The following is a 12,149-nucleotide window of genomic DNA, read 5'->3' on the forward strand; positions in this document are numbered from 1 at the left end:
CCACGAACCGGACGATCCATGCTCAGACTGACCGAAATCAAACTCCCGCTCGCGCACACCGACAACGCGCTGCAGGGCGCCCTGCTCCAGACCCTGCACATCACGCCCGCTGACGTGACGGGCTTCACGGTCTTCAAGCGCAGCTTCGATGCGCGCAAGGCCGAGATCATGCAGGTCTATATCGTCGATGTGACGCTGGCCAGCGCCGCGCTCGAAGCCGCGCTGCTGGCCCGGCACGCCGGCAACCCGCACATCTTTGCCACGCCCGACATGGCCTACCACCCGGTCGGCACGGCCCCGGCCGGCCTGCCACTGCGCCCGGTGGTCGTCGGTTTCGGCCCCTGCGGCATGTTCGCGGCGCTGGTGCTGGCGCAGATGGGTTTCAGGCCCATCGTGCTGGAGCGCGGCAAGACCGTGCGCGAACGCACCAAGGACACCTGGGGACTGTGGCGCAAGAACCAGCTCAACCCGGAGTCGAACGTGCAGTTCGGCGAAGGCGGAGCCGGCACGTTCTCGGACGGCAAGCTCTACAGCCAGATCAAGGACCCGCGCCACCTGGGCCGCAAGGTGATGAACGAGTTCGTCAAGGCCGGCGCACCTGCTGACATCCTTTTTGAAGCGCATCCGCACATCGGCACCTTCAAGCTGGTGAAAGTCGTCGAAAACATGCGCGAGCAGATCATCGCGCTGGGCGGCGAGATCCGCTTCCAGCAGCGCGTGACCGACGTGCTGATCGAGGGCGACCCGGACAAGCGGCACATTCGCGGCCTCACGGTGCTCGACCAGGCGACCGGCCAGACGCAGGAACTGCGCGTGGATCAGGTCGTGCTGGCGCTGGGCCACAGTTCGCGCGACACCTTTGCCATGCTGCATGAACGCGGCGTGTACGTGGAAGCCAAGCCGTTTTCCATCGGTTTTCGCGTCGAGCACCCGCAGGGCCTGATCGACCGCGCCCGCTGGGGCCGACACGCCGGCCATCCTGCCCTGGGCGCGGCCGAATACAAGCTGGTGCACCACGCCAGCAACGGCCGCTCGGTGTACAGCTTTTGCATGTGCCCCGGCGGCACGGTGGTCGCGGCCACGTCCGAAGCCGGGCGCGTCGTGACCAACGGCATGAGCCAGTATTCACGCAACGAGCGCAACGCCAACGCCGGCATCGTGGTCGGCATTGACCCGCGCGACTATCCCGGCATTGACGCCGGCAACCCGCTGGCCGGCATAGCCCTGCAGCGCCAGCTCGAATCGCATGCCTTCGTGCTGGGCGGCGGCAACTACGAAGCGCCCGGCCAGCTGGTCGGCGACTTCGTCGCCGGGCGCGCGTCCAGCGGACTGGGCGAGGTCATGCCGTCGTACAAGCCCGGCGTGGCGATAGGAGACTTGTCGTCCGCCCTGCCCGGCTACGCGATTGAAGCCATGCGCGAAGCCTTTCCCGCCTTTGGCCAGAAGATCAAGGGTTTTGACCGCCACGACGCGGTGCTGACCGGCGTGGAGACGCGCACCTCGTCGCCCATCAAGATGAGCCGGGGCGACGATTTGCAAAGCATCAACGTGCGCGGCCTGTACCCGGCCGGCGAAGGCGCAAGCTACGCCGGCGGCATCCTGTCGGCTGGCGTCGATGGCATCAAGGTCGCCGAAGCGCTCGCCCGCAGCGTGCTGGCCGGGGCCGAAAAGCTGCGCCTGGCCGCCGCCTGAACCCGCTGCCGCGCCGGATAGGGGATACTTCGCCCTCACGGTTTCACACCGCCAGCGCCGCCCAATGGGTGGCGCTCCATTTTCGAAACGTCGCCCAAGGCGGCGCCTGAACCTCAACCTGACAGAACTGATTGATGACTGATACCACCACTGCACCCGAATCCGAATCGACACCGGCACCCGCCCGCCAGCGCCCGGCCCGGCAAGGCGCACGCGGCCGGCCGCAGGGCAAACCCCAAAACCCGGCCCGCGCCCCCCGCGCCGTGCACCCGGTGCTGCAGCAGCTTTTCGAGCTGTACCCGAAGATGTTCGGCGAACGTTTCCTGCCGCTCAAGCTGGGCGTGTTCCAGGACTTGCTGGCGCTGCACCCCGAGCTGTTCAAGCGCGACGAGCTGAAAGTGGCGCTCGGCCTGCATGCCCGCTCCACCCGCTACCTGGAAAGCGTGGCGTCCGGCCTGCAGCGCCACGACCTCAACGGCGAGCCGGTGGAGCCGGTCGCCCCGGAACATGTTCACCACGCCATCATGGAAGTGTTCCGCCGCCGCCAGGCGCGCGCGAACCAGGACTTGCGCCCGTACGCCAGAGCCCAGCTGATCGAGGCGATTGAAGCCTCCGGCCTGAGCCGTGAAGACTATCTGCTGTGCATCCGCCAGCAGGATGAAGTGTCCGTCGCCCTGCTCGACGACGCTTTTGCCGAACTGGCCGAACAGGCCGCCAAGCGCGATGCGCTGCTCAGGACGTTTGAAGCCAGCGGCAAAACCGTTGCCGAGTTCTCGGACATGTACGGAATGGACCCGGCCGAAGTTGCACACACGCTGGAGAGGGCGCGCTTTGCCAAGGCGGCTCAAGTGGCCAAGGCAGCGTTGGCAGCCCAGGCGCCGGCAGAGGCCGACAGCCAGGAATCGCCGCCGCCAGCCGAACCCGCAGACGAAACAGCCGCAACAGCCGCAACAGACCCCCTTGAAGCGCCCTGAAAAAAGCCGGCGCTGAAGGCCGGCTGCTGAATGAGGCGAAAGGCAAGCAGCACCAGCCGTTCGGAATCCTTTTATCTACTCCTGATTTGATAGCTGCTTGCGCCCGTGAGTATTGCGCAAACGGCCGTTTTCATTCAAATCAGGCGTTTTAATGCTCAGCCCTGCGCGTTCTGCAGCGCCGCGATGCGCTCTTCAATCGGCGGGTGCGTGGCAAACAGCTTGCCGATGCTGCCGGTGATGCCCATGGCTTCCACGGCCTTGGGCAACTCGCCGGGCTGCATGCCGCCCAGGCGGGCCAGCGCATTCATCATCGGCTGCTTGCGGCCCATCAGTTGCGCGGCACCCGCATCGGCGCGGAATTCGCGGTGGCGCGAGAACCAGGCCACGACGATGGCGGCCGCAAAGCCCAGCACGATGTCGAGCACGATGGTGCTGACGTAGTAGCCAATGCCCGGGCCGGAGCTGTTGCTGTCGCCCTTGCGCAGGAAGCTGTCCACGGCATAGCCGATCACGCGCGACAGGAACACCACGAAGGTGTTCATCACGCCCTGGATCAGCGTCATCGTGACCATGTCGCCATTGGCGACGTGGGCGATTTCATGACCCAGCACGGCCTCGATTTCTTCCTTGGTCATGCCCTGCAGCAGGCCGGTGGACACCGCCACCAGCGACGAATTCTTGAACGCGCCGGTGGCAAACGCATTGGGCTCGCCTTCAAAAATGCCGACTTCGGGCATGCCGATCTGCGCCTTGTCGGCCAGCCTGCGCACGGTTTCGACGATCCAGGCTTCGTCAGCATTCTGCGGGTCGTTGATCAGGCGCACTCCGGCGCTCCACTTGGCGACGGGTTTGCTGATCAACAGCGAAATGATGGCGCCGCCAAAACCCATGATCAGCGCAAAGCCGAGCAGCGCCGACAGGTTCAGCCCGTTGGCGGTCAAGAAGCGGTTGACGCCTAGCAGGCTCGCCACGATGCCCAGCACCGCCACCACGGCGACGTTGGTCAAAATAAACAGAAGGATGCGTTTCATGGATTCTCCGGGAGTCGTTAAATAAAGGCTGGGGGCGAAAAAGAGCACCACGGGCACACGCCCGAATTGTGCATTTCTATTTCTAGCAGGAATTGGGGGGGTTCCAGGCCAAATCAAGTTTTCCGTAAGGACTCTGAACCCGGGCAAGCGCAGAAATTTGTGGTTTTTGTTTTTTTAGCGGCGCGGGCGAAAAACCGCATGGTCATCATAAAAGGAAAAGTCCTCGTTCTCTGGCCACCAGCCCGGCACGCCAAGCACCGGCAAGGGTGTGAACGGCTTGCCGGCGAGCTTGCTGGCGCTCAAATCCCCGGCCACCCAGGCATCGAGTTCTGCTATTGAATCAATAGCTGGTTGCGCCCGGTAGATATGCGCAGTGATGGGTTTTCGTGCATGAACCAGCTTTTCGAGCAGCGCGTGGCCAAACAAGACCAGCTGCGCCTCGGCCCATAACGGGCGCAGATCAATAAACAGGCGCTGCCAGTCGCGCGCCTCCAGCGCTTCCCACAGCAGCGGCGGCGCCAGCAGGAAGGCGGCGTTTTCGTCGAATACCGTCAGCGCGTCGCGCACCGGGCCGCGCAGCGGCGGATTCACGCCTTCAGCCGTGGCTGCGAATTCAGCCGCATGCAGCTGGTTGATTTTTTTCTTGGTCCGGGGAAAGCGCAGCCAGCACAGTCCGTTGAAGAAGTCATGCAGGTTGTCGCGCGTCGGGCATTGGCCGCTGTGGAACATGTAATGCTCGTAGCCCTGGCCGGGCGGCAGCGCGCCTTGGGGGACGAAGCGCACCGGGGCAGCTGGCGCATGGTTCAAGGCGTCGGGCAGGGCCGCACCCGCAGCGACGGCTTGCGCCACCGCTTGCCCCGGTTCATGCCAGAAGTCCAGCCAGGGCCGGCTCCAGTCGATCTGTTGGAGGTGTTCTGTCAGCAAGCCAGTGCAAAGCCTTCCGGTTTCTTGAGCAGCCGCACCTTCATGGCCGGGCCGGTGGCGGGCAAGAGCTTGAAATAATCTGGGTACGCGCCAAACAGCTCATGCAGGGGCTTGCTGCCGATCTGGACACCGCCCTCCTGCAACAGCGTGTCCATCATGCTCAATTGCCTGACCGTATCGGGCAGCCACGTCGCAAAGGCCGCGAGGATGCGCTGCAGCGCCTGCGCGTCTTCTGGTGACACGCTGGCCACCCCAGCGGCAATGGCTGGCGCAGGCTCGTCAGGCACAGCATCCTGCAAGGATGGCGGCGCACGAAAAGCCAGCAGCGTCGGCTTGTGCGCAGGGCTCAATTCAAAATATGCCGCGTGCCGGGCCAAAAACGCCGTCGATCTGGTGATTCTTTTGTCGAAAAAACCGTGCCGCTGCAACACCGGCACGACATGGCACAGCTGCTGCGGACGTTCGCGCAAACCGGGCACGGCGTTCAAAATACGCGCCACCTCGTCGGGCAGGCCGGCATCGAACATCGGGGATGCGCTCAAGGGCGCGGCAGCCGCCCGGTACGCTGGCGGTTCGGCGGTGGCCGCACCGGCATCGGCGTTGCCGCCCCGTGCGGACGGCACCACGGGCCGCAGTGGCGCAGGCGTGACGGGCACTGGGGTGAACACCGGGGCGGGAAAGCACTTCACGCGGTCGTAATAAGCATCCGCATCCCGAAACACAATGCCTTCCATCGAAAAGCACCACACCTCGCAGCCCCATTCGCGCAGGCGCACCGCCAGCGGGGCGAAGTCGGCGTCGCCCGAGGCAATCGCAAACAGCCGGATGCCTTGCTGGAAATGCAGCGCCACCGCGTCGGCGATCAGGGCCGCGTCGGTGGTGTTTTTCTGCAGCGGCAAATTGGGAAAGGTGCGCGTTCCCAGATAACGCCACACCGACTGCAGCCACTCCAGGCGCGGCCCGGCGCCATAAGCGCGGCACACGCTGACCCGGCCCGCATAGGCGTTCAGTTCAGCCCAGGCCGCGTCGATGGCTTGAGGGTCGGAAAAATTGTCTGCATCAATCAGCAGCGCCGCCTGCCGGGCGCCGTTCGCCCCGAGTGAGGCGCTCATGCCACTCATGCCGTCTGTAGTTTCCAAGGCAGCGCCTCGCCCGAACGCAGCGGCTTGAGTTCCGCCTCGCCAAACGCAAAGCTCACCGGCGGCGTCCAGCTTTCCTTTTTCAGCGTGACCGTGCCCGCGTTGCGCGGCAGGCCGTAGAAGTCGGCGCCGTTGAAGCTGGCAAACGCTTCGAGCTGGTCCAGCGCGCCGGCCGCGTCAAAGGCTTCGGCATACAGCTCGATGGCGGCGTGGGCGGTGTAGCAGCCGGCGCAGCCGGTGGCATGCTCTTTCAGGTGCGCCGGGTGCGGGGCGCTGTCGGTGCCGAGGAAGAACCTGGTATTGCCCGACGTGGCCGCCTCGACCAGTGCCAGCCGGTGCGTCTCGCGCTTCAAGACCGGCAGGCAGTAGTAATGCGGGCGGATGCCGCCAGTGAAAATCGCGTTGCGGTTGTACAGCAGATGGTGGGCGGTGATCGTCGCGCCGAGAAAACTGTCAGCGTCCTGCACATACTGCGCGGCTTCCCGGGTCGTGATGTGCTCGAAGACGATCTTGAGTTCGGGAAAATCGCGGCGTAGCGGAATCAGCTGGGTGTCGATGAACACCGCTTCACGGTCGAACAGGTCGATCTCGGGCGAGGTGACTTCGCCATGCACCAGCAGCAGCAGGCCTTCGCGCTGCATCGCTTCGAGGGTTTTGTAGGTCTTGCGCAGGTCGGTCACGCCGGCGTCGCTGTTGGTGGTGGCGCCGGCCGGGTAGAGCTTGACGGCCACCACGCCGGCGTCTTTGGCGCGCTTGATCTCGTCGGGCGGCAGGTTGTCGGTCAGGTACAGCGTCATCAGCGGCTCGAAGGCCACGCCGGCCGGCACGGCGGCCTGGATGCGCTCACGGTAGGCAACAGCCTGGGCGGCGGTGGTCACCGGCGGGCGCAGGTTGGGCATGATGATGGCCCGGCCGAACTGTGCGGCGGTGTGCGGCACGACGGTCTGCAGCGCCTCGCCATCGCGCACATGCAAATGCCAGTCGTCGGGGCGGGTGATGGTGAGCAGGGAAACCGGCGTCGAAGGGGTGGAAGTGGCTGAAGTCATGGGCTGAATTGTCGCACCGGCTCCAAGGAAACTCCCGATGCGCGGGTCGCCGCCGCGCCGCTACGCTACAGGCCGGCGCTGGATAATGCCGGCTGTTTCAACTCTTGCTCGCCAGGCTTCATTCCCATGTCTTCCCCGCCCCACGCTGGCCATGCGCCAGAAGATCCGCCCGAAGCCTTGCCACCGCTTGATGACCTTGACGAGCCGGTCCGGGTGCCGCTCAAGATCGAGGACGGGCTGACCGTCCTGGTCATGGGTGCGCTGGCGCTGATCACCTTTGCCAATGTGATTGCGCGCTATTTCACCAACCAGTCGTTTGCCTGGACCGAAGAGTTCTCGGTGTTCCTGATGATCGTGCTGGCGCTGGTCGGCAGTTCGGCCGCCGTCGCGCGGGACCGGCATATCCGCATCGAATACTTTTCCGACAGCGGCTCCATGGCCCGGCGCAAGAACCTGTCGCGCCTGGGCGCGGTGCTGGTTGCACTGCTGTTTGCGCTGATTGGCGTGCTGAGCATTCGGCTGGTGTGGGACGACTACCGGTTCAATGAAACCTCGCCGGGCATCGGGATTCCGCAGTGGTGGTATTCGATCTGGCTGCCGATCCTGTCCATCGGCATCGCGCTGCGCGCCGTCGGCCTGTTCATCCGCCGCGGACGCTGGTCATGATCGCCACGCTGTTGTTCGTGGCGTTCATCGCCATGATGCTGGTGGGCGTTCCCATCGGCGCGGCGCTTGGCCTGGCCGGCGCCACGGCGATTGCGCTGGCCAATGGCGATTCACAGTGGTTCGGCCTGCTGGCCGTGCCGCAGAATTTTTATGCCGGTCTGGGCAAATACCCGCTGCTGGCGATTCCGATGTTCGTGCTGGTCGGCTCGATCTTTGACCGTTCCGGCGTCGCCCTGCGACTGGTCAACTTTGCCGTCGCCATCGTCGGGCGCGGCCCCGGCATGCTGCCGCTGGTGGCGATTGCGGTGGCGATGTTTTTGGGCGGCATCTCGGGCTCCGGCCCGGCCTGCGCGGCGGCGGTCGGCGGCGTGATGATCGCGGCCATGAACCGCGCCGGCTACCCGGCGGCATTCTCGGCCAGCGTGGTGGGCGCTGCGGCGGCCACCGACATCCTGATTCCGCCGTCGGTGGCCTTCATCATTTACTCGGTGCTGGTGCCGGGCGCTTCGGTGCCGGCGCTGTTTGCGGCCGGCATGGTTCCGGGCATCCTGGCCGGGCTGGCGCTGATCGTTCCGGCGGTCTGGCTGTCGCGCAGGCACAAGATGGGCGCGCTGGAAGCGAGCATGCCGCGCCCGCCGTTCTGGGCGAGTTTTCGCGAGGCGGTCTGGGGCCTGGCCGCGCCGGTGCTGATTCTGGGCGGCATGCGCGCCGGCTGGTTCACGCCGACCGAAGCGGCGGTGGTGGCGGTGTTTTACGGCCTGTTCATCGGCATGGCGGTTTACCGCACGATCTCGGTTCGCGACCTGTTTCCGATCCTGCGCGAGTCGGGCGAGTTGTCGGCGGTGATCTTGCTGGTGGTGTCGCTGGCGGGCATTTTTGCCTATTCGCTGAACACGCTGGGCGTGATCGACCCGCTGACCCGTGTCATCGTCAACTCCGGGCTGGGCGAGTACGGTATCTTGTCGCTCTTGATTTTGATGCTGATCACGGTGGGCATGTTCCTGGACGGGATTTCGATCTTCCTGATCTTTGTGCCGCTGCTGCTGCCGATTGCCCAGTTTTACCACTGGGACCTGGTGTGGTTCGGCGTCATCCTGACGCTCAAGGTGGCGCTCGGGCAGTTCACGCCGCCGCTGGCCGTGAACCTGATGGTGTCCTGCCGGATTGCCAATGTGCGCATGGAAGAAACCGTGCGCTGGGTGGTCTGGATGCTGGCCGCGATGTTCATGGTGCTGGTCGCCGTGATCGCCTTCCCCGAACTGGCGCTGTGGCTGCCGCGCAAGCTGGGCTACTGAGACTGAACTGATTTTTACCCAAGGAGACTTCCCCCATGAAACGCAAAACCTTTCTCGGCCTGGCCATGGCTGCCGCCGCGCTGGCCGTCGCCAATGCCGCGCCCGCGCAGACCTACAAGTCCGAATACAAGATGTCGCTGGTGCTCGGCCCCGCCTACCCGTGGGGCAAGGGCGGCGAAATCTGGGCCAACCTGGTGCGCGAACGCACGCAGGGCCGCATCAACATCAAGCTCTATCCCGGCGTCTCGCTGATCCAGGGCGACCAGACGCGCGAGTTCAGCGCCATCCGCCAGGGCGTGATCGACCTGGCCGTGGGCTCGACCATCAACTGGTCGCCGCAGGTCAAGGAGCTGAATCTGTTCTCGCTGCCCTTCCTGATGCCCGACTACGCCGCGATGGACGCGCTGACCCAGGGCGACGTGGGCAATGAGATTTTCCAGATCATCAACAAGGCCGGCGTGATGCCGCTGGCCTGGGGCGAAAACGGCTACCGCGAGATCAGCAATTCCAAGCTGGCCATCAGGAAGCCGCAAGACCTAAAGGGCCTGAAAATCCGCGTCGTCGGCTCGCCGCTGTTCCTCGACACCTTCACGGCGCTCGGCGCGAACCCGACCCAGATGAGCTGGGCCGATGCCCAGCCGGCACTGGCCACCGGCGCGGTGGACGGCCAGGAAAATCCGATGGCGATCTACACCGCCGCCAGGCTGCAGACCATGGCGCAAAAGCATGTGACGATGTGGGGCTATGTGGCCGACCCGCTGATCTTCGTGGCCAACAAGGACATCTGGGCTTCCTGGACGCCAGCGGACCAGGCCATCGTCAAACAGGCCGCGCTGGACGCCGGCAAGCAGGAAATCGCCATCGCGCGCAAGGGCCTGGCCGAAGCCGACAAGCCGCTGCTCAAGGAAATCGCCAGCCATGGCGTGACCGTGACCCAGCTGAGCCCGCAGGAGCGCGATGCCTTCGTGAAGGCCACGCGCCCGGTGTATGACAAGTGGAAGAACCAGATCGGCGCCAGCCTGGTCAATAGCGCTGAAAAGTCGATTGCTGTGCGCAAGCAATAAGCGCTTGCCGATTGAATGAAAAAGCCCCGCAATGCGGGGCTTTTTCTTGTTTGCAACTGAAAACTTCAGTGCTGCAGGATCTTGTTCAAAAAGTCCTTGGTGCGCGCCTGGCGGTTCTCGGGATGGCTGAAGAACTCGACTTTCGAGCAGTCCTCCAGAATCTTTCCGCCCACGTCCATGAAGATCACGCGGCTGCCGACCTTCTTGGCAAACCCCATCTCGTGCGTGACCACCATCATGGTCATGCCGTCATTGGCCAGCCCCATCATGCAGTCGAGCACTTCGCCGACCATTTCGGGGTCAAGCGCCGAGGTCGGCTCGTCGAACAGCATGGCAATCGGGTCCATGCTCAAGGCGCGGGCAATCGCCACGCGCTGCTGCTGGCCGCCCGACAGTTGGCCGGGAAACTTGTCCTTGTGCAGCATCAGGCCGACGCGGTCCAGGTATTTCAGGCCATGGGCCTTGGCTTCGTCGGGCTTGCGGCCCAGTACCTTGATCTGCGCCAGCGTCAGGTTCTCGGTCACGCTCAGGTGCGGAAACAGCTCGAAGTTCTGGAACACCATGCCGACTCTAGAGCGCAGCTTGGGCAAATCGGTCTTGGGGTCGTGCACGGCCTGGCCATCGACAAAAATCTGGCCTTTCTGGAAAGGCTCCAGGGCGTTGATGACCTTGATCAGCGTCGATTTGCCGGAGCCCGAAGGCCCGCAAACCACGACCACCTCGCCTTTTTGGATGCTGGTGCTGCAGTTGTTGAGCACCTGCACATCGCCGTACCATTTGGAAACGTTTTTCAACTCAATCATTTTTTCTCCAGTGTGCGCGTTGAGAATTATTGGGGGTGTGGCAAAACAGCCGCCCGGTCAGCGAATGATGGCAATCCGGCTGTTGAGCCGCTTGACCATGTACGACAGGCTGTAGCACAGCACGAAATAAACCACGGCGGCCAGCAAATAGGCTTCCTCGGGCCGGCCGTAGATCTTGCCGGCGGTGGTGAAGCCCTTGAGCAGGTCATAGGCGCCGATGGCATACACCAGCGACGTGTCCTGGAACAGGATGATGGTCTGCGTCAGCAGCACCGGCACCATGTTGCGAAAGGCCTGCGGCAAGATGATCAGCTTCATGTTCTGCGCGTAGGTCATGCCCAGCGCCCGGCCGGCATTGACCTGGCCGCGCGAGATCGACTGGATGCCGGCGCGCACGATTTCGCTGAAATAAGCCGCCTCGAAGGCCACGAAGGTGATCGTCGCCGAAAGCTCCGCGCCAATCGGCCGGCCGATGATCGTCGGCACCAGCAGGAAGAACCACAAAATCACCATCACCAGCGGAATCGAGCGCATGCCGTTGACGTAGATGGTGGCGGGGATCACCAGCACCTGCTTGCCCGACAGGCGCATGAGCGCCAGCAGCGTGCCCAGAACGATGCCGCCCAGCGTGGCAATCACCGTCAGCTGCACGCTGAACAAAAAGCCGTTGATGACAAACTTGGAGAGGATCTCCCAGTTCAGGAAGGTCAGGTCAAGTCCGAACATGTCAGTGTCCTCCACCGGTAGCGCCGGCAATGATCAGGCCGGGAATCTGCATTTTCTTTTCCGCCAGCGCCATCAACCGGTTCACCGCAAAGGCTGAAATCGCGTACAGCGCGGTGACTGCGATGTAAATTTCAACGCCGCGCGAGGTTTCTTCCTGCGCCTGCATCGCGAACATGGTGAGTTCGGCAATCGACACCGCAAAGGCGACCGACGAGTTCTTCAAGAGGTTCATCGACTCGCTGGTCAGCGGCGGCAAAATGATGCGAAAGGCCATCGGCAAGATCACGTAACGGTAGGTCTGCGCCGTGGTGAAGCCCAGCGCCATGCCCGCATAGCGCTGGCCGCGCGCCAGCGCCTGGATGCCGGCGCGCACCTGCTCGGCAATCCGGGCCGAGGTGAAAAAGCCCAGCGCCAGCACCACCAGCACGAAGCCGGGTATTTGCTGCATGGCCGGGAACATCTTGGGCACGACGAAGTACCACAAAAAGATTTGCACCAGCAGCGGAATGTTGCGAAACAGCTCGACCCAGACATTGCCCAGCCGCACCAGCCACGGGCTGTTCGGCAGGGTGCGCAAGGTGCCCATCAGCGCCCCCACCACCATGGCGACGACCCAGAGGCGGAAACCGCCACCGACAGCGTCCAGCCCCAGGCGTTCATCATCCATTCCAGATAGGTGCGTCCGCTGCCATCGTCATTTAAAAAAACTTTCCAATCCCACGTCATGGTGACTCCTGCCTGTTGTTGTGCTCTAGCAAATCAAATTTCTCCACCCTAAAAACAAACCCC

General features: G+C 63.8%; 11 protein-coding genes and 1 pseudogene. 5 read left to right on the forward strand and 7 right to left on the reverse strand.

Annotation, left to right across the window (positions count from 1 at the left end; translation table 11 throughout):
- Positions 1-18: 18 nt before the first annotated feature.
- Together PNAP_RS17210 and PNAP_RS17215 are read left to right on the forward strand one after the other, a co-directional pair.
- Positions 19-1,692 (forward strand): NAD(P)/FAD-dependent oxidoreductase, encoded by a 1,674-nt coding sequence (locus PNAP_RS17210; RefSeq protein ID WP_041376779.1) that lies wholly within the window; start codon positions 19-21, stop codon positions 1,690-1,692.
- Positions 1,693-1,826: 134 nt separating this feature from the next.
- Positions 1,827-2,666 (forward strand): ProQ/FINO family protein, encoded by an 840-nt coding sequence (locus tag PNAP_RS17215; RefSeq protein WP_011802815.1) that lies wholly within the window; start codon positions 1,827-1,829, stop codon positions 2,664-2,666.
- A gap of 155 nt (positions 2,667-2,821) precedes the next feature.
- On the opposite strand, the gene htpX is transcribed toward PNAP_RS17215, so the two are convergent.
- From htpX to pyrC, 4 genes are all read right to left on the reverse strand, one after another.
- Entirely contained in the window at positions 2,822-3,697 is an 876-nt protein-coding gene (gene htpX, locus PNAP_RS17220; protein ID WP_011802816.1) for a protease HtpX, read from the reverse strand.
- A gap of 174 nt (positions 3,698-3,871) precedes the next feature.
- On the reverse strand, positions 3,872-4,621 hold the full coding sequence (locus PNAP_RS17225) for a DUF3025 domain-containing protein (RefSeq protein ID WP_041376780.1): 750 nt from the start codon (positions 4,619-4,621) through the stop codon (positions 3,872-3,874).
- On the reverse strand, positions 4,615-5,733 hold the full coding sequence (locus PNAP_RS25090) for an NYN domain-containing protein (RefSeq protein ID WP_049763707.1): 1,119 nt from the start codon (positions 5,731-5,733) through the stop codon (positions 4,615-4,617). The genes PNAP_RS17225 and PNAP_RS25090 overlap by 7 nt, the downstream gene beginning before the upstream one ends.
- Positions 5,734-5,738: 5 nt before the next feature.
- Positions 5,739-6,806, reverse strand: coding sequence for a dihydroorotase (gene pyrC, locus PNAP_RS17235; protein ID WP_011802819.1), 1,068 nt, complete (start codon positions 6,804-6,806; stop codon positions 5,739-5,741).
- A gap of 126 nt (positions 6,807-6,932) precedes the next feature.
- Between pyrC and PNAP_RS17240 the strand changes: the two genes are divergently transcribed.
- The 3 genes from PNAP_RS17240 to PNAP_RS17250 are packed head-to-tail and all read left to right on the forward strand — an operon-like array spanning position 6,933 to position 9,831.
- Positions 6,933-7,472, forward strand: coding sequence for a TRAP transporter small permease (locus PNAP_RS17240; protein WP_011802820.1), 540 nt, complete (start codon positions 6,933-6,935; stop codon positions 7,470-7,472).
- A complete protein-coding gene (locus PNAP_RS17245) occupies positions 7,469-8,767 on the forward strand; it encodes a TRAP transporter large permease (protein ID WP_011802821.1) in 1,299 nt (432 codons plus the stop codon). The genes PNAP_RS17240 and PNAP_RS17245 overlap by 4 nt, the downstream gene beginning before the upstream one ends.
- A gap of 35 nt (positions 8,768-8,802) precedes the next feature.
- Positions 8,803-9,831 carry a DctP family TRAP transporter solute-binding subunit gene (locus tag PNAP_RS17250; RefSeq protein WP_011802822.1) on the forward strand — a complete coding sequence of 343 codons (1,029 nt, stop codon included), beginning with the start codon at positions 8,803-8,805 and terminating at the stop codon, positions 9,829-9,831.
- 65 nt (positions 9,832-9,896) lie between these two features.
- Here the strand turns inward: PNAP_RS17250 and PNAP_RS17255 are convergent, their stop codons facing one another.
- The 3 genes and pseudogenes from PNAP_RS17255 to PNAP_RS17265 form a co-directional block, all read right to left on the reverse strand.
- On the reverse strand, positions 9,897-10,634 hold the full coding sequence (locus tag PNAP_RS17255; RefSeq protein ID WP_011802823.1) for an amino acid ABC transporter ATP-binding protein: 738 nt from the start codon (positions 10,632-10,634) through the stop codon (positions 9,897-9,899).
- Between the two features lie 57 nt (positions 10,635-10,691).
- Positions 10,692-11,360 carry an amino acid ABC transporter permease gene (locus PNAP_RS17260; RefSeq protein WP_011802824.1) on the reverse strand — a complete coding sequence of 223 codons (669 nt, stop codon included), beginning with the start codon at positions 11,358-11,360 and terminating at the stop codon, positions 10,692-10,694.
- 1 nt (position 11,361) lies between these two features.
- Positions 11,362-12,086 (reverse strand): annotated as a pseudogene (locus PNAP_RS17265) (amino acid ABC transporter permease).
- Between the last annotated feature and the right edge of the window lie 63 nt (positions 12,087-12,149).

The sequence above is a fragment of the Polaromonas naphthalenivorans CJ2 genome (assembly GCF_000015505.1).
GTDB classification, from domain to species: domain Bacteria; phylum Pseudomonadota; class Gammaproteobacteria; order Burkholderiales; family Burkholderiaceae_C; genus Polaromonas; species Polaromonas naphthalenivorans.